The organism is Mucilaginibacter sp. OK283 (assembly GCF_900110415.1).
In the GTDB taxonomy this organism is placed as follows: Bacteria; Bacteroidota; Bacteroidia; order Sphingobacteriales; family Sphingobacteriaceae; genus Mucilaginibacter.
Genome location: NZ_FODR01000003.1, coordinates 418800 through 434689, shown reverse-complemented (window position 1 = coordinate 434689; position 15890 = coordinate 418800). Strand labels below are relative to the sequence as shown.

General features: G+C 42.9%; 19 protein-coding genes. 9 read left to right on the top strand and 10 right to left on the bottom strand.

Translation table 11 applies throughout. The features are described from left to right. Nucleotides 1–107 precede the first annotated feature (107 nt). From BMX56_RS10070 to BMX56_RS10050, 5 genes are all read right to left on the bottom strand, one after another. Nucleotides 108–1265, bottom strand: coding sequence for a FecR family protein (locus BMX56_RS10070; protein WP_090645437.1), 1158 nt, complete (start codon nt 1263–1265; stop codon nt 108–110). A 73-nt stretch (nt 1266–1338) separates the two neighbouring features. After that, the gene (locus tag BMX56_RS10065; protein WP_090645434.1) at nt 1339–1926 is read right to left on the bottom strand and encodes an RNA polymerase sigma factor; all 588 of its coding nucleotides are present in this window, start codon (nt 1924–1926) and stop codon (nt 1339–1341) included. 209 nt (nt 1927–2135) lie between these two features. Continuing rightward, complete coding sequence (locus BMX56_RS30375) at nt 2136–4262, bottom strand: ATP-binding protein (protein ID WP_218152398.1); 2127 nt, start codon at nt 4260–4262, stop codon at nt 2136–2138. A gap of 285 nt (nt 4263–4547) precedes the next feature. Then, entirely contained in the window at nt 4548–5903 is a 1356-nt protein-coding gene (locus BMX56_RS10055; protein WP_090645426.1) for a sensor histidine kinase, read from the bottom strand. A 149-nt stretch (nt 5904–6052) separates the two neighbouring features. Continuing rightward, a complete protein-coding gene (locus BMX56_RS10050) occupies nt 6053–6394 on the bottom strand; it encodes a HopJ type III effector protein (protein ID WP_090645423.1) in 342 nt (113 codons plus the stop codon). 441 nt (nt 6395–6835) lie between these two features. Between BMX56_RS10050 and BMX56_RS10045 the strand changes: the two genes are divergently transcribed. Both BMX56_RS10045 and BMX56_RS10040 read left to right on the top strand, forming a co-directional pair. Next, the gene (locus tag BMX56_RS10045; protein ID WP_090645420.1) at nt 6836–7567 is read left to right on the top strand and encodes a 3'-5' exonuclease; all 732 of its coding nucleotides are present in this window, start codon (nt 6836–6838) and stop codon (nt 7565–7567) included. Then, on the top strand, nt 7564–9471 hold the full coding sequence (locus BMX56_RS10040) for a DUF294 nucleotidyltransferase-like domain-containing protein (RefSeq protein WP_090645416.1): 1908 nt from the start codon (nt 7564–7566) through the stop codon (nt 9469–9471). Before BMX56_RS10045 ends, BMX56_RS10040 begins: the two co-directional genes overlap by 4 nt. Nucleotides 9472–9711: 240 nt before the next feature. Here BMX56_RS10040 and BMX56_RS10035 read toward each other — a convergent pair whose 3' ends face one another. After that, on the bottom strand, nt 9712–10275 hold the full coding sequence (locus tag BMX56_RS10035; protein WP_090645413.1) for a thioredoxin family protein: 564 nt from the start codon (nt 10273–10275) through the stop codon (nt 9712–9714). A gap of 214 nt (nt 10276–10489) precedes the next feature. On the opposite strand from BMX56_RS10035, the gene BMX56_RS10030 reads away from it, so the two are divergent. Continuing rightward, nucleotides 10490–11047 carry a DoxX family membrane protein gene (locus BMX56_RS10030; protein WP_090645410.1) on the top strand — a complete coding sequence of 186 codons (558 nt, stop codon included), beginning with the start codon at nt 10490–10492 and terminating at the stop codon, nt 11045–11047. Between the two features lie 39 nt (nt 11048–11086). Here BMX56_RS10030 and BMX56_RS10025 read toward each other — a convergent pair whose 3' ends face one another. Beyond that, the gene (locus tag BMX56_RS10025; RefSeq protein WP_090645407.1) at nt 11087–11722 is read right to left on the bottom strand and encodes a MarR family winged helix-turn-helix transcriptional regulator; all 636 of its coding nucleotides are present in this window, start codon (nt 11720–11722) and stop codon (nt 11087–11089) included. A gap of 97 nt (nt 11723–11819) precedes the next feature. On the opposite strand from BMX56_RS10025, the gene BMX56_RS10020 reads away from it, so the two are divergent. From BMX56_RS10020 to BMX56_RS10005, 4 genes are read left to right on the top strand one after another with little or no spacing between them, the layout of a single operon-like run. Continuing rightward, nucleotides 11820–12293 carry a DUF2214 family protein gene (locus BMX56_RS10020; RefSeq protein WP_143065419.1) on the top strand — a complete coding sequence of 158 codons (474 nt, stop codon included), beginning with the start codon at nt 11820–11822 and terminating at the stop codon, nt 12291–12293. Between the two features lies 1 nt (nt 12294). Next, on the top strand, nt 12295–12939 hold the full coding sequence (locus tag BMX56_RS10015) for an NAD(P)-dependent oxidoreductase (RefSeq protein WP_090645401.1): 645 nt from the start codon (nt 12295–12297) through the stop codon (nt 12937–12939). 2 nt (nt 12940–12941) lie between these two features. Next, nucleotides 12942–13166, top strand: a complete 225-nt coding sequence (locus BMX56_RS10010; protein ID WP_090645398.1) for a hypothetical protein — start codon at nt 12942–12944, stop codon at nt 13164–13166. 17 nt (nt 13167–13183) lie between these two features. Next, nucleotides 13184–13498: an antibiotic biosynthesis monooxygenase family protein gene (locus tag BMX56_RS10005; protein ID WP_090645396.1), complete on the top strand. Its 315-nt coding sequence runs from the start codon at nt 13184–13186 to the stop codon at nt 13496–13498. A 19-nt stretch (nt 13499–13517) separates the two neighbouring features. Here the strand turns inward: BMX56_RS10005 and BMX56_RS10000 are convergent, their stop codons facing one another. The 3 genes from BMX56_RS10000 to BMX56_RS09990 all read right to left on the bottom strand — a co-directional run bounded on the left by BMX56_RS10000 (nt 13518) and on the right by BMX56_RS09990 (nt 15248). After that, the gene (locus tag BMX56_RS10000) at nt 13518–13883 is read right to left on the bottom strand and encodes a DUF1304 domain-containing protein (RefSeq protein WP_090645393.1); all 366 of its coding nucleotides are present in this window, start codon (nt 13881–13883) and stop codon (nt 13518–13520) included. Between the two features lie 103 nt (nt 13884–13986). Beyond that, nucleotides 13987–14634, bottom strand: a complete 648-nt coding sequence (locus BMX56_RS09995) for a hypothetical protein (RefSeq protein WP_090645390.1) — start codon at nt 14632–14634, stop codon at nt 13987–13989. Nucleotides 14635–14864: 230 nt separating this feature from the next. Continuing rightward, nucleotides 14865–15248, bottom strand: coding sequence for a TraR/DksA family transcriptional regulator (locus BMX56_RS09990; protein WP_090645387.1), 384 nt, complete (start codon nt 15246–15248; stop codon nt 14865–14867). A gap of 200 nt (nt 15249–15448) precedes the next feature. Between BMX56_RS09990 and BMX56_RS30495 the strand changes: the two genes are divergently transcribed. Both BMX56_RS30495 and BMX56_RS09985 read left to right on the top strand, forming a co-directional pair. Beyond that, on the top strand, nt 15449–15571 hold the full coding sequence (locus BMX56_RS30495; RefSeq protein ID WP_255369814.1) for a hypothetical protein: 123 nt from the start codon (nt 15449–15451) through the stop codon (nt 15569–15571). Next, entirely contained in the window at nt 15571–15888 is a 318-nt protein-coding gene (locus BMX56_RS09985; RefSeq protein WP_090645384.1) for a hypothetical protein, read from the top strand. The genes BMX56_RS30495 and BMX56_RS09985 overlap by 1 nt, the downstream gene beginning before the upstream one ends. The last annotated feature ends 2 nt before the right edge of the window (nt 15889–15890 follow it).

Below are 15890 nucleotides of genomic sequence, written 5' to 3'. Positions count from 1 at the left end.
CAGCGAATGCCTCTGCTATTTTTCCTTTTCACTTTTCTGGAGTTTATAGTTATTGTTTCTTCATATTTCTCTGGGTTTAATTTATAAATAGTTATTAATCAAGTCAGTTATTTTTTTTCTATAAAAATCTTCTTTCCTTCAATCCTGAATTTTACATCGCCGGTTATTTCCAGCATCTTTAAAACTTTAGATACGTTGTCATACCTGGTAATGCTGCCCCAGTATTCAACATTGGTATTCTTATCTTGCGGATAAACAATATCAACATCATACCACCGCGATATCTTCCGCATTATGCTTTCCAGCTTCTCGTTATTAAAAAGGAAGTAGCCATTTTTCCAGGCGGTAACTTCTTCGGTATCTGTTTCTTTTACCAGGATATTGGTTTTATCAGAAACAGTTATTCCCTGTTGACCAGGCCGCAACGTAGCCATTGAGTTTCCTCTTGTTATTTTTATACCGCCGCTAATCAATGTGGTTTTTATAGCCGGCTCGTCATCGTAAGCGTTGATGTTAAATACAGTACCGATATCTTCAATGGTTTGACCTTTTACATCTACCCTAAAAGGTTTTGAAGCATTGTGCCTTACATCAAAGTATACCTGCCCGGTTACTTCAACCCGCCTTTCTTTAGATTTAGAAAAATCAACCGGAAACCTGACAGATGATTGGGCATCAAGGTATGCCACTGTTCCGTCTGCTAAAGTTATCGACGACTGGCCGCCACGAGGTGTAGAAAGGGTGTTGTATCTTGTTGTGCCCTGGTTATCTGCATTCCCGGGAGCAATCAAGCTTTTGTTTAGGGTGTAGGCAAGCACTCCGTTTTTATTACGGGTTACCTGCAATGCGCCTTGCCGGTAAATAATCCCTTTTTTTATACCGGTTATGTAAATCTTTTGCCCGTTGGCAAGGGCTAATACGGCCTTATTTTGCCCCGGCGGAATATCGTGGTGTGTAGTTGCAGTAAGTTCGTTTTTAGTAACATTATTTCTAATAAGATAAAAACCGCCCAGGCTCAATAATATTAAAACACATGCGGCCGCACTTATCCGAAGCGGAAGTGATATCACCCTGCCTATCCTGAATTGACTTTTCAGATTTTCACGAACGGCTGCAGCATCCTGAAGGCGCTCATCAAGTGTATAATCGGGCAATTCCGATTCCTGATGATGCAAATACCAGCTTTCAATCAGCGATTTCTCATCATCAGTGGCCGTATCGTTTCCGTATTTATGTAATAAATCCCTGAGCTCCTGATCGTTCATACTACTATTTATTTCCCTTTATTTTAGTAAGACAAACAACGCGTACCGTACAGGTAAATAAAAATAAAATATTTTACAAGAGCCGAAAAAGCATCAATAGATAGATAAAAAAACCGAGGCGAACCCTTAATGTTTTTAAGGCGTTGGTAACATGCTTACTTACGGTTTGCTCGGAAATATCCAGTTGCTCTGCGATTTGTTTATGTGAGAGATGTTGTTTGCGGCTAAGTTCAAATACCTGGCGCATTTTTGGCGGAAGAGCGGCAATCTCTTTTTCGATAAGCGTAGCAAGTTCGTGTTCACGGACAAGGTGATCGGTGATGATCTGGCTTGCTTCGGTTTGAATAAATTGTATTAAAGACGTGGTATATTTTTCAAGTATTGATTGCCGAGCAATTCTGTTCAAAATATTGTTACGTAATGACGTATATAAATAACCCGAAAGATTAGAATGGCAATTAATTTGGTCGCGTTTAGCCCACAAGGTTGTGAAAACTTCCTGAACAACATCCTTGGCCTCTTCTCTGTCTCGTGTTTTATTATAGGCATGATTAAATAAAGTGAGTGTGTACCTATCGTATATTTCTACATAAGCAGCCTGATCCCCCGACTTAAATAAGTCAACCAATTCGTTGTCCGAAAAGTGCTTTAGGGTGGTCATTTTAAAGAAGTTGATAACGAATGTATGAAATTTAAGAATATAAATATAAAAACAAAAAAATTATCAGTTACGCCCCCCCCCGTGCTCCTTCCCTTTTTACGCAGGTACAGAGCGCTGTATGCCGTCGGCTCAATTACAACCTTCTTCTATTAGTAAGCATAGCCTTGAAAGCATTTACAATACCTGGCAATTTACGCAACAAAAGGTATTTACAACGGAAGCGCGACGATAAATAAAGCGCCTTGCCCTTCGGTGCTCTCAATGTCAATTGTTCCGTTATGCCCTTTTACTATAATATCATAGCTCAGGGACAAACCCAGGCCTGTGCCTTCGCCGGTAGGCTTCGTGGTAAAAAAAGGCTGCATGACTTTTTCCCGGATGTTGGCAGGAATTCCGGTACCGTTATCGCGTATCTGAATTACGGCCCTACCATTGTTGCAAAAGGTACTAATGGCTACTTCGGGCCGGTAATCGGCACCGGCGGTTTTGGCTTTTTGCTGAACAGCATAAAAAGCGTTATTCATGATATTGAGCAATACTCGTCCGATGTCTTGCGGAATGACATTTGCTTTGGGGAGCTTCTCGTCAAAATGTGTTGCCAGCTGCGCATTAAAAAGCTTATTCATGGCCCGCATTCCGTGGTAAGATAAACGCAGGTATTCGCCTGCAAGGGCATTAAGGTCGACGGGTTCCATCTGGCCCGCCGAGGTACGGCTGTGCTGCAGCATGCCCTTAACAATGGCATCAGCACGTTTGCCATGGTGATTAATCTTCTCTTCATTTTGCCCAATGTCGGTAGCTATGACCTTTGCTTCCTGAATATCGCCTTTTTCCAGTTCTTCAATAAGTTCTTCTATCATCTCTCTGTTTACATCCGAAAAATTATTGACAAAGTTCAACGGGTTTTGTATTTCATGTGCAATACCGGCAGTCAATTCGCCAAGCGAAGCCATTTTTTCCGATTGAATAAGCTGTCGCTGGGATGTTTTCAACTGCTGAAGCGATTGGTTCAGCTCGGCAGTACGTTCGGTTATTTTTTGTTCAAGCGTTTCGTTTTGGCGAGCCAACATTTGTTGTTTTTCTATCTCCTGTTGCAGGTTTCGGGCCGATAAACTTTCTACCTCGGCCAGCTTTAAGCGCAATGAAGCCACATTTTGTGCAAACTCCCGGGCCAGCAGGATAGAAAGGATAATTGCAGGTGTTATAAAAGCCAGTGCCACTTCAAAACTCATTGCGAGCAGGGATATGGTATTGGTATTAAAGAGTAAAAAGAATATCAGGGAAACGATGATACCGGACAGGAACAACGGGGCCCCTGCCTTTTTTTCGCGAATGGCCTTTACTGATACCCCTATAATGGTTAAGTAAATTACAATATTATAAATTGCCAGCAGGTGTTCGTTTTCGGCGTTATCGGCAATAAACTGCATCACGATAACAGGTAATGCTAATACAATTAAGATGATAAACCATCGCTGCCTTTTATAGCCAAAAAAAGCATAGGTCATCATCAGCAAGAAAATAAAATCTAAAGGAGCGGCTATATTAAACACAGCCAGATTAACATTATACCAGCTGCTGTTATGCAACATCGGTGTCAAAAGGCCGTCGGTAAGGGTAATCATTTGCATTAATGCATAAAGGGAAAGGTAAAGGTTTACCCTGCGCTCGCGGTTAAAAAAATAAATTGCCAGCTGCAGTATGCTTAGCAGCATAAACCCGCCCGACACCCAGGCGCGGGTGGTATAAAAATCTACCTGGAAAAAAAAGTTATCCCACGCGCTATCTACCTGGCTGAATGACGTACGAATTACGGGCCGGCCATAGCCGACAACAAAGTTGGAGCTGCTAAACGAATATCGTATCGCAACGTATTGTTTTGGTGAATTGGTTAGCTGCAACGTAAGTGGCTCGGGCGATGATGACCGCGTTCTTTCGTTTTCATAGTTGTTGCTTACGCGGCCCATAGTACGAATTAGCACTCCGTTGAAATAAACTTCTGCGGCACCGTACTGCCTGACAACCATTGCTACTGCCTTATTTCGCATTGCCGGCGATACGTTTAAAGTAAGCCGGAACCACCCCATCTGCGCGTGAGCCAATTGGGGCAAAAATCGGTAGTATCTCGTCGCATCAACATGTTGCCAGTTACTGTCGTCAAACGCCGTATCCGCCCATGCCGGATAATCACTCGCATGAAATCGCCACTGATTTGTAACGTTACAAGGTAGCCTGTTAAGTTGGAATGCAGTATCCGGATTTTTTTGGGCTGACGCATGACCGAAACTTAAAACGGTAAAAAATATCGATAAAAGGGCAGCGGCTAACTTATTCATGCTATGGCAAAAGGCATGGTAAGGTACATAAAAAGCTAAAAACCACCAAATAGCGCAGCTTATAACGCCAATAAAAGCGTTGAGGACGGCCACCATCCATCCAGCGCTTGCCTTATGATTTTGCCTGCCCGGGGTTTCTTTGAAAAAAGACCCTGAGGCCCCCGACCAACTGTGTTGTCACCAACAGGCCAATTATTGTCGACAAAGATTTTTTTGGGAATACTGATAGCGTTTTCATCCCCTGAAAAAATCTATTGACGGCAACTGTACACGACGACAGCGTAATTACACACCAACAGCTGCCGGTATAAAAATAAAAAAGCTGGAGCCCTGGCCAAAGGTACTTTTAAAACCTATCCGGCCGCCCTGGCGCTCAATAAATTCTTTACATAACAGCAGACCAAGGCCAACACCATGTTCGTTGTTGGTACCAAAACCGGGTTCGGTGTTTATGGAAAATATCTTTTGCTGTTTATCAGGTGCTATGCCTTTCCCGTTGTCGCTAACCGTTATTTTACATTCGTTAAGTACCAGTTGGGCATCTATATTAATAATGCCCCCATGCGGGGTAAATTTAATGGCATTGCTGATGAGGTTGCGCACCACCAGTTGCAGCATATCCACATCGGCAATAGCTGTTATGTTATCGTCAATGCGGTAGTTTAAAACAATATCTTTTGTAGAGGCCTGCATTTTCTCCATTTCAAGGGTATTTTGCAATACCGAAAGCAGGTTTATGGGCACCAGGTGAACCTGAGGCCCCTCCATTTGTGATTTTGACCAATACAACAAATTGGTAAGCATTTGCATGGTATTATTAGTAGCATTAAGCAGATCTTTTTCCAGCGCAGGCCGTTCATGGCTTTCCAGTTCATTTTCGTTCAGCAACCCCAGGTAGCTTTGTATGTTAATGAGCGGCGCACGCATATCATGCGATATGATAGACATTAACTTGGTTTTCTCGGCGCTGCTTTGCTCCAGCTGGTCTTTTTGAAGCAGTATTTGTTGGTTACGTAGTTCTACAGTAGCCGCTTTTTCTTCGGATATACGCTTTTCGTTATCGTAGCTTCTCCTGATGTATTTGATTATAACATAAATAGTAATCACCGGGATAGGAAATACCGTAACCCTATCTATAAACTGGCCTTTACCGGCAGTAAAAGGATACTTTACTAAAAAAGGGTAGTAATAAGCTACTGCGTGCACAATTAAAAAGCACATGAGATAAGCAACTAACCATACTATATGCTGCCGGTAAGGCGAAATTGCAAGCAGCAGTAATAAATAAACGGGCCATATCAAATCGGTAGAGCCATCGATGCCCGAGTTTGCAAAGTAGTTTAAGGAAAAAATACCGATTCCGGCTAACCCAAATAAAATATTGTTGTGTTTGTGCCCGTTAAACCTGGAATGGTAATACTGGTAACCGAAAAAACACCACAGTAAAAAGGCCGAAAAGGAACCTATGTAAAGCCCGGCAAAAAAGTTATAGGGGATATAAAAACTGGTTAGTATAATCAGGCTGATACTGATGGAATGGAAAATCCTACTTTCTAACGGGAATGCCGATGTGCTGCCTATTAACTTAGTCCAAAAACCATTAATTTTTTTAAAAACAGGATGCGAAGTAAGTTTGGGCATGGTATAAATTACAAACCATTTGGTTTAACAATTATAGCTGGTAACCATTAATACGGAAGGTTTATCTATTTGTTCGCAATTGATAAATTAAGTGGCAACGTTTTTGTAACGTTTTTGCCTCCCGCACTAAATTTCGTTTTTCGCGCCAACTATTTCGCGCTCAATGTCTCACCCTCAAAAACCACCCCATCCCATCCATGAGTCATAAACTGCCTTATATTTTGATGGTCTGCTGCATCCGGGTTGGCTAATACCGATTGATAATGTTCGGCAAATAACCAGAGTGTATCTGCTGCGCTTAAGTTATTAAGTTTGGCACAGGTAAAAACCCTGGCGCTCCCCTGGTTTTGCGTTGCCTCATTATACAAATTGCCATTTTTAAAAGCGGTTGGCTGATGATTGTAATGCATGTCAATCAATTTTATAACTTCATTAAATGCCAGCAATCCTTTTTGGGATGCCATTATTAACTCAAGTAGCTGCTCTTTCATTCCGAATATTTTTTGGCGAAAGTAAAAAAAGAAAAATCAATCCCAATATATACAGAATCGATAGTGCTCCCGGTTTTGCCATTGCTGCCGGGTTTATATTGCTTTTACATCGCTGCAAAAATCCCCTCGCTGATTATTGAGCTTGAAAGCCACAAGCACACGCCGTACAAAAACCTCTTATAACGACTTTTTTTTAAAAATATTTTGAGGCGGGAATTATTTTTTATAACTTTATAGCTACCAACCACTTAACACCATTGATAACTTTTATTTTAACAACGCTACTGCTAAGTGCATTAGTTTGTTTAATTTCTGTGCACTTTCTTCCAAAAGAGAAATAACAATGTAAAGTGTTGTATTTTATCAACGCATACCGCTGTTAGAAATTTCCTTGCGCCGGTTTAATCCCCATCAACTTCTGGCAGAATTAATTACTTTTGAATGCCCGCGCAAACAGCATCGGCAAATACCTTGAGCGACTACTTTTTATTTATCGATACAGAAGCATCGGGCCTCCCGCTTAAATGGGACCTGCCTTACAGCGCCGACGAGAATTGGCCCCACGCCCTGCAGGTGTCATGGCTTATTTACGACAGGCACCACACGCTGATTAAGCAACAGAACCATTACATAGGCAGCGAGAACATCCATATTACACCTGCCGCCCTGGCTATTCACGGCCTTACACCGGAGTTTTTGGCTATAAACGGCAAACAGCGAACCGAAGTGCTGCAATTGCTGACCGCCGATTTGCAACAATACCAACCTATGGTAACAGGCCATTTTATACGCCTGGATTATTACCTGCTGGGGGCGGCTTTTTACCGGTCGGCCATGGAAAACCCGTTGAATACACTGCCTGTTTTTTGTACCATGGTAGCTACCACGCACCTGGTGCACAGCTCGCTTACGCGACATTTAAGGTTAGAAGAGCTGTACTACATGTTGTTTAACACCAACTTGCAGCACCAGCACAACGCCCTGCATGATGCCCAGGCTACCGCCGCTTGCTTTTTTGAGTTACGCAACCGTGGCGAAATCCCGGATAAAAGCATCAGGCAGCAAAACCTGGATTTTGAACAACAGCGCGATCCAACCCAAAAGCAAAAAGGCTGTTTATTGCCCGCGTTAATGCTTATATTGTTGGCAGCCATCATCATTTACAGCTTATGAACAACCGACTGGAATTCCTGAAAACTACTGCGCCTTTTAACGCCCTGCCTACCAACGTGCTGCAAGGCGTAGCCGAGCAGTTACAGGAAATCAGCTACCAAAAAGACGCGGTAATTTACCAGCAGGATATAACCATGATGAAGGGGGTTGATATTATTGTAAAGGGCAGCTATGAATCGTTTTTTTACGATAGTGCAGGCAATAAGCGTTTGATAGAAAACCACGAGCCTGGTTTTTGCTACGGCGGCGTTTCGGTATTGCTTAACAGGCGTCGGTCGTTACGTACGGTTGTTGCAAAAAAAGGAACGCTGGTGTATTTTTTGCACCGCAGGGATTTCCGGCTGCTGTGCAAAACTTACGAGGATTTCTTTTTGCATTTTACGGCCGAGTTTGGCAAGCGGATGCAAAACGAGGAGTTTGTGCATTTTTTTAAGCAACCAGCCTCCTTTACCGAAAGCTATATCGCATCTGAGCAATTATACTCGCGCCGCGTAGAAAGTATAGAATACCGGCCCGTAGTAGCCTGCCATGAGCAAACGCCCATATTTAAAGCAGCACAGCTTATGGCTGCCCAAAAAACCAGCTGCCTTTTTATATTGGATGATGAGCAAAAGATTATTGGCTACGTAACAGATATTACGCTGCGCGATAAGGTGATAGCCCGGCAATATGATACTGCCGGTGCCGTAAGCCTGGTTATGGATACGCCTATAGTGAGCATCAGTGCGGATGCCTTTGTTTACGAGGCGCTACTGATGATGTTCCAGACCAAAACCCGGTACATCCTGATCCAAAAGGCCGGGGGATATGTGGGCTTTATAAGCCGCAACAAGTTGTTGAGCGAGCATGCGCAATCGCCGCTGGTGTTTATACAATCGGTTAAGCTGGCGCTATCAACAGATGAGCTGAAACGCAAGTGGCAAAGCGTACCGCAGTTTGTGACCCAACTACTTGGCCGTGGCGTAAACGCCGAGATTGTGAACCAGATAATTACTACCGTTGCTGATACCATTGCGCAAAAAGTAATTGAAAGTGTAATTGACCAAATTGGACCGCCTCCCGCCAAATTCGTTTTTATGGTGCTGGGCAGCGAGGGCCGTAAAGAACAAACCTTTAAAACCGACCAGGACAACGCCATTATTTATGAAGATAAAGCCAATGAGCACCGCGAAGAGGTACGGGCTTATTTCCTTGACCTGGCAACCCGGGTATCCAACGATTTAAACAACATTGGCTTTGTATACTGCACGGGCGATTTTATGGCCCAAAACCCTAAATGGACGCACTCCCTATCGCACTGGAAACGCAATTACGAGTACTGGATGGACGAATCTATCCCCGAAACGGTGATCAATTTTTCTACCTTTTTTGATTGCCGCACCATTTATGGCGAAAGTGCCATTATGGACGAACTGCACCAGTTTTTAGACGAACGGCTGCAACAGCCTTTAGAAAAGCTATTTTTCCATATGGCCAAAAATGCCTTGCAATACGAGCCGCCATTAACGTTTTTTAACACCATTCGCACGTTTAAAAAAGATAGCCGCGAGGTATTTGATATCAAAAGAACAATGAGCCCTATTGTTGACCTGGTACGCGTTTACGCCCTTAAGAACCGCATTTTTGAAGTAAACACCGGCGAGCGCATGAAAGCGCTTAAAGCAAAAGGAATTTTCTCCGAATCAGAATACCATGAACTGATCCAATCCTACTATTTCCTGATGAACCTGCGCCTAAAAAAACAAACCGAACAGATTATCCAGGATCATACCGAACCAGATAATTACATTGACATCTCGCAGCTTTCAAAAATTGAACGCGTTACATTAAAGGAAATTTTCAAGATCATTGAAAACTTTCAGTCAAAGATCAAGATATCGTTTACGGGTGGGTTATTGAGTTGAGTTTTTGTTCAGGATGTATTTGATTTTACACAGACATTGGCTTTGAACGCCGGCTACGACTCACCCCGACGAGGCTACGCCCGTCTTCCCCTCACTCAGACTGCGTCGCATAGAGGGGGCAAAAAAAGAAAAAGATAAGAAAACAAAAAATGAGCTTCACCCTCTATGCGGCTTCAGCCGGAGAGAGGGTCGGCCAGCGTAGCGTAGCCGGGATGAGTCGTCTCCGCCATGCGATATAAATCATTGCCCAATCGCTTTAAAAATAGCAACCAATTCCTGCTGTAAACTCACGCCTTTATCAGCATTATACCATTGCTGCAAGGCTATCTTTTGCTGCTCCATAACAACATGGTCTTTTACAAGCTGCTCGTATAACAACTGGCAACCGGCAGGTCGTGGCCCCCAGGTGGCAAGGTCTTGATGGTCGCTATTGGCAATTATCAGTTTGGGTATTGATTTGCTGCCCCTGGTGAGGTAACTGTTTATTAAAAACGGCTCGCTGTCTCTCAATTGATAGTCAACTTTTATCAAAGGGTTTAATTCCGATAACCTGTGTATAAATGGTAAGCTATGGGATGCATCGCCGCACCACGGCTCGGTAATAATAGTCCAGTTTTGTTTGGTTTTGATACCCGTTATCAATGCAATTAATTCTTCATTCAACACCCCCACTTTTAGCCAACGCTCCTGTCGCGACCAGTTTAACCGGGTATAATTCAGGTAATGCGGATCATCATAAGGGAACCGGGGATTGGTATCCATTAAAATATGCTGAAAAAGCTGCTGGTAGGCTATGAAATCCATAAGGTGTTATAGCTAATTGGTAGTTAAAAAAGCCGATAAAGCTAAGTTAAACAACATATCTCATTATTTACCAGTTACGACTGCTGCGTTCTTAAAACTTTACTTAAAAAGGATAGGCAAAATTCCTTTTTAATTTTTAAAATCTGCCCGCTTTTTGTTTTAGTTTATTTGCATCTTTATCAACCGCATTAGGGTAAATATCGCTTAAAGAATAATGAGAAATAACCGGGTAATTAGTTTGATAGCATCGCAGGAGAAGAAATTAACAGCATGGAAAGCTCAAAATGGCCTAAATATATTACGAATATCCTTAGGGTTGGTATTTATCTGGTTCGGCCTGCTTAAATTTTTTCCGGGTGTAAGCCCTGCCGAGGGCCTTGCCGGTAAAACCATTTACACGCTAACATTTGGGCTGGTTAAACCCCAGGTTTCGTTACCATTACTTGCCATGTGGGAGTGTACTATTGGCTTTGGCCTGGTGTTTAAAAAATGGCTGCGCCTTACGCTGTTATTGCTCTATTTTCAAATGGCAGGCACATTTTTGCCTTTATTTTTCTTCCCTCATGAAACCTTTGGCGCATCTGTATTTATTCCCACTTTGCTGGGTCAATACATTATTAAAAACATTGTGCTGGTATCTGCAGCAATTGTAATTGGCGCGGCGGCAAAAGGCAGCCTCATAACCACACAATACCAAAAAGCAGCCGTACCTGACCCAGAAAAAACAAACGCAGATTATAGCAAGAAAGTCCGGGAAGCAGAGCTTGTTTAAAAGCGGGGGCTTTTCAAAAGTCTGTTCAATAAATATGGCTTACCCTATATTTTCCAGATAAATTTCATCAAACGGCTTGGCGCGTTGTTTCTGAAACAGCCCCGAAAAACGGCGGTCAATCGGGCTAAGCAGTTGGATGCATAACCGCTTTTGCTCGTCGGTCAGTTCATTAACCATCATTCGGGCCACCTTCAGCACCACTTCTTTGGCAGTTAATAAAGTGGCCTCGCCTTTGGTGGTTAGTTTAAGGCGTTTTACCCGTTTGTCCTGCTCATCGTCGTACTCGCTCACCAAACCCCTTTTTTTTAGCCTGATCAGCATATTACTGCCGCTGGATAATTCCATAATGTTATTGTATATGGCTTCTGATTTGATGGGATTCTTTTGGTTATAAATAGTTACCAGTATCCCAAATTCTTCCATCTGGTCAAGCCCGGTGCCCTCAAGCGCTTTGTTTGAATAAGCGATATGGAATTTACCAATCCGGCGCAACAGGATCACCAGTTGGCCGTTCAGGTCGGGTCGCAGGTCGCCTTCTTTGCGTGTTCCATAACTTTCGGGCTTAACATTTTGCGCCAGCTGGTACCGGCAAAAATCTTCAATACTGGCGCCGGGATGCTGCGCTTCGTAAGCGCCCCAGCGCTTCACCAATTCTACTGTTTGATTTACTACCATTTGGAAGCAAAATTATAAAAAAATGACAAAAGTTATTTGCTACATACTACCATATGGTATAATATTGTATATTATTTACTACCAAAAAGTTTAAAAAATGCAAATCACTTATCTCTTACCCACTTTTCTGGTGCTGCATTTAACAGCATTAGTATTAATGGCCGGTACCACATTGGTTGATTACCTGGCTTACTCATCGTTTTGGAAGTTTGCCGGCCAGGGCAACCGTCCCGAAGCTTTATTGAACATGATGGCCATGCTGCCACGGGTAGCCGGCATTGGTGCCGCCGTACTTATTACCAGCGGTATAGGCATGATGGCTATAACCCACGGCGTTTTTGGCGAGCAACTCTGGTTTAGGATAAAGTTTGGGTTGGTGATGCTGGTAATCCTGAACAGCCTGCTTATAGGCCGGCGACAGGGCTTAAAGCTTCGGAAGTTGCTGGAAGCTGGAGGATTGGTATTCACTACCGAAGTTGCCCGCATCAAAAGCAACATCAAAACCTTTCACCTGCTGCAGCTGCTGCTGTTTTTACTCATAATTTTTTTAAGCGTTTTTAAATTTAACTGATATGAACATATTTATTGCAGGCGCTAATGGCGGCATTGGCCGCCAGGCTGTAGAGCAGGCTTTACAGGCAGGGCACCGGGTTACCGCGCTGGTACGTAATCCGGCAAAATTGCTGCTTGTGCACCCCAATCTTAATATTGTAAAGGGCGATATCATGCAACCCGAAACTTTTGCGGATGAAATGGAAGGCCAGCAAATTGTGTTATCGGCATTAGGTGTAAGCGGCGGTTTGTTTAGCGATAAGCTTACCACGCTTTACTCACAGGGCAACGCTAATATTTTAAAAGCAATGGAGCGGCATGGTGTTAAGCGCATCATTTGCATCTCGGCCTCGGCGGTGGAAATAAGCCCCGTGATTCCCTGGTATGTGCGCCTGGTTGCCCGTTATGTAATTCAAAAGCTGCTTAAACATATGTATGCCGACCTGCGACGGATGGAATCTATCGTAAAAGACAGCAGCGCCGACTGGACAATTATTCGCCCGCCACAGTTAACCGACAAACCATTAACGGCTAATTACCGTACCGCTGTAAACGATTTTTTAAAAAACTGCCTCCGGGTATCGCGTGCGGATGTAGGCCATTATATGGTAAACAACCTTGTTAATAAAGAAACTTATAAGTCGACCGTCGAAATTGCTTACTGAGCATGAACACACAGGTTGAAATATTTAAAACCGATGTAGTACAGGAATGCGAAGCTGCTACGCTGATTAGGCTGCTATCGCAACATCTGCCGCACTGCCGCATCAATTTCGACCTGGAAGATTGCGACCGGATACTACGTATTGAATCGGCGCAGCAGGCAATTAACCTGCCACAGGTTATCCATATCATGAACAGGCAGGGTTATGCCTGCACCCTTTTAACATAATTAATAACACAAATCAAATGGAACAAATATTTATCGACCGCTTTATCATGCCTCAAAACGCAAAAGCAGAATTTACCCAACGCATGCAGATCAATCGTGAATTTATTAAAAAACTTCCCGGTTTCATTGGCGATGAGGCTTATGAACGCACCGACGATGAGGGCAACCTTATTTGCATAACCATAGCCGTATGGGCCAGTGAAGAAGCGCTAAAAAACGCGAAGGAACTGGTGCAGGCCGAATATCAGCAACAAGGGTTCAATTTACCAGCTATGCTGCAACGCCTGGATATCAGGATGGAGCGGGGGCAATATAACAGGTTTAGTAATTAGGCTGCGAGGCGGGGTTGACCTACATCCACACCAATACCGCGCACAAAGCTATAGCGGCGGGCAGCATTTGCTTTACAAAAATAGCTTTACCTGCGGTAAAGCCGCCGTACAAGCCTGCTACCACTACACAGCCTAAAAAAAACATGGCCACATTTTTGGCCCATACGGCATCGCCAATGAGTAGCGACCATATCAGCCCGGCGGCCAAAAAACCGTTGTAAAGCCCCTGGTTGGCTGCAAGATTTTTGGTGGGCTCAAACAACTCGGCAGGGAAGCTTTTAAAAGTTGCACGACCTTTGGTTGTCCAGGCAAACATTTCTATCCATAAAATATAAATGTGTTCAATGGCAACCAGGGCTATTAATATCGATGCTATAATTTTCATGATGGTATCAGGCTAATGGTTTATAAAACTAAGTTAAATATCGATTAATATTAAAAGCATGGCGAATAATGCTTCGAAGCTATCAGCTTGGTATTTTAATACATTACCGCTGGTAATCTTTTCTAATTTTTTCTGCTGCAAAAATACTATCAGCTTGTTGCCTGGAAATTAACCGGCTGCTATCACCGGGATTGAAATAATAAAAAATGGAGTCTTTGGCTTTGCCATGTGCGTATTCGATTCTTATCGACATATCCCTTGGCTGGCCATTAATGGGCTTAAGCTTATATTCATCATTCTCCAAGTTTATGTTCCAAACAGAATCATCCAGGGAAACATATTTCGATTGGTGCCCAATCGTTGTATCCTTCGCCTGCCATTCTACAAACCTGTTTCCCTTAAATTTTATATACCAATCAACAGGAATTTCGGGTATGCCCAACCTTCGCCTGGCGCCATTAAACACCAAGCCAAACTTAGTCAGATGGACATTATTGTTGTATTTGGATACATCTTTATACCCCATAAATATCATCCAAAAAAGCAAATTACATATCCTTAAAATTTTACTCCCGGTTGATTCCTTATTGGTAACAATTACAAAAATTAAAGCTACCGATATCAACGTCATACCTGCCAATTTGGTTAATAACCAATCGAGCGATTCTAATTTATATTTAAATTCGGCATACCAAATGGAGCCTATAAATAAACAAGAAAAGCATACAATAATTATTGGCCATTTTTTCATCGGGTAAGGTTAGGTTTGTTTTATACGTTAAGGCAAACTATTAAGCAGGTATTGTTATAATGATTTCTTTGCTGATAAATATATGGCAATTCCGGAATGATGTCAAAATATTTGATTTCAATAAACATCCGAAAATTATATGGATACCAAACGGGAGAATCTGTATTAAAAAATAAAGCCCGAATGTTTATCCATCCGGGCTTTGATTTTTCAAATAACTTACAACAACCTTACTGCTTCAGCTTAGCCGCCATGCTCAGCGTAGTGTGCGGCACGGCCAATAAACGTTCGCGCTGGATAAGCTTGCCGGTTTCGCGGCAAATGCCGTAAGTACGGTTCTCTATGCGCACCAGCGCTGCTTCCAGCTGATCGATAAATTTCTTTTGGCGCGATGCCAGTTGGTTGATAGATTCTTTCTCCAGCGTAGCCGAGCCATCCTCCAAAGTGTTGTGCGAACTGGCCGTATCATCGGTACCATTGGCATTGGGGTTACTGATGGAAGAAGTCAGATCGAGCAGTTCTTCACGGGCCGATTTAATTTTGCCCTGTATCAGTGTTTTAAATTCCAGTAATTCGGTTTCGTTATATCTTGTCTTTTCTTGTTCAGCGTTCATGAGTGCAGTTTACCTTTTATTATTGAACCAAACAACACATCAAGTACAAATTAGTTTTGTTGTTTTTTAATCAAAAAGTAAATATACCGCAATTATTTAATTATTATTTTAACATAGCGCAAACATCGTTTTATTAGTTCATCTTTGATTACTACACACAGCCAGAAATACATCCGGCAGGTTATAAAACCCATACTACCATGAGCAAAGACAAAAAAAGCATGCCTAATCCGGTAGGTAAAAAAGCCCCGTCTGATTACCAGGCCGGGAAAACCAGCAAAGCCAAACCGGAAATTATAGTACCCAATAAAAAAGCCAAATAATGGCCGCTAAATCTGCCGAGGCCCAGGCCAGGGATTTTTTATATGAGTTAACCAACTGCGCCAGCGAGTACGGGTTTGCTAAAGACGAATTGTGGAATGTAAGCATAGTCGCCGATAAACAAAAAGCAGTTATCGAAAAGAAATACTACCCTGTAATATCGGCCCTGCTGGCACCTGATGTACTTGCCACCGTGCCCGGCCTTGTAGCTACCCGGCTAAACCAGGTAATTGCCGGTGCAGAACAAGGTGTACTTAAGGCGGGCCCTAAAGCCGAACCGCAATACCTGGTGGCTTATGTGGCCACAAGGAAAATGTAATA

Bases quoted from the DNA above. Each gene is read 5' to 3' on its own strand.
- BMX56_RS10020 (WP_143065419.1), top strand. From the start codon at position 11,820: ATGCAAATCACTTATCTCTTACCCACTTTTCTGGTGCTGCATTTAACA.
- BMX56_RS10015 (WP_090645401.1), top strand. From the start codon at position 12,295: ATGAACATATTTATTGCAGGCGCTAATGGCGGCATTGGCCGCCAGGCT.
- BMX56_RS10035 (WP_090645413.1), bottom strand. From the start codon at position 10,275: ATGGATTTCATAGCCTACCAGCAGCTTTTTCAGCATATTTTAATGGAT.
- BMX56_RS10055 (WP_090645426.1), bottom strand. From the start codon at position 5,903: ATGCCCAAACTTACTTCGCATCCTGTTTTTAAAAAAATTAATGGTTTT.
- BMX56_RS10005 (WP_090645396.1), top strand. From the start codon at position 13,184: ATGGAACAAATATTTATCGACCGCTTTATCATGCCTCAAAACGCAAAA.
- BMX56_RS10025 (WP_090645407.1), bottom strand. From the start codon at position 11,722: ATGGTAGTAAATCAAACAGTAGAATTGGTGAAGCGCTGGGGCGCTTAC.
- BMX56_RS09990 (WP_090645387.1), bottom strand. From the start codon at position 15,248: ATGAACGCTGAACAAGAAAAGACAAGATATAACGAAACCGAATTACTG.
- BMX56_RS10030 (WP_090645410.1), top strand. From the start codon at position 10,490: ATGAGAAATAACCGGGTAATTAGTTTGATAGCATCGCAGGAGAAGAAA.
- BMX56_RS10045 (WP_090645420.1), top strand. From the start codon at position 6,836: ATGCCCGCGCAAACAGCATCGGCAAATACCTTGAGCGACTACTTTTTA.
- BMX56_RS09985 (WP_090645384.1), top strand. From the start codon at position 15,571: ATGGCCGCTAAATCTGCCGAGGCCCAGGCCAGGGATTTTTTATATGAG.
- BMX56_RS10010 (WP_090645398.1), top strand. From the start codon at position 12,942: ATGAACACACAGGTTGAAATATTTAAAACCGATGTAGTACAGGAATGC.
- BMX56_RS30495 (WP_255369814.1), top strand. From the start codon at position 15,449: ATGAGCAAAGACAAAAAAAGCATGCCTAATCCGGTAGGTAAAAAAGCC.
- BMX56_RS09995 (WP_090645390.1), bottom strand. From the start codon at position 14,634: ATGAAAAAATGGCCAATAATTATTGTATGCTTTTCTTGTTTATTTATA.
- BMX56_RS10065 (WP_090645434.1), bottom strand. From the start codon at position 1,926: ATGACCACCCTAAAGCACTTTTCGGACAACGAATTGGTTGACTTATTT.
- BMX56_RS30375 (WP_218152398.1), bottom strand. From the start codon at position 4,262: ATGAATAAGTTAGCCGCTGCCCTTTTATCGATATTTTTTACCGTTTTA.
- BMX56_RS10070 (WP_090645437.1), bottom strand. From the start codon at position 1,265: ATGAACGATCAGGAGCTCAGGGATTTATTACATAAATACGGAAACGAT.
- BMX56_RS10050 (WP_090645423.1), bottom strand. From the start codon at position 6,394: ATGAAAGAGCAGCTACTTGAGTTAATAATGGCATCCCAAAAAGGATTG.
- BMX56_RS10000 (WP_090645393.1), bottom strand. From the start codon at position 13,883: ATGAAAATTATAGCATCGATATTAATAGCCCTGGTTGCCATTGAACAC.
- BMX56_RS10040 (WP_090645416.1), top strand. From the start codon at position 7,564: ATGAACAACCGACTGGAATTCCTGAAAACTACTGCGCCTTTTAACGCC.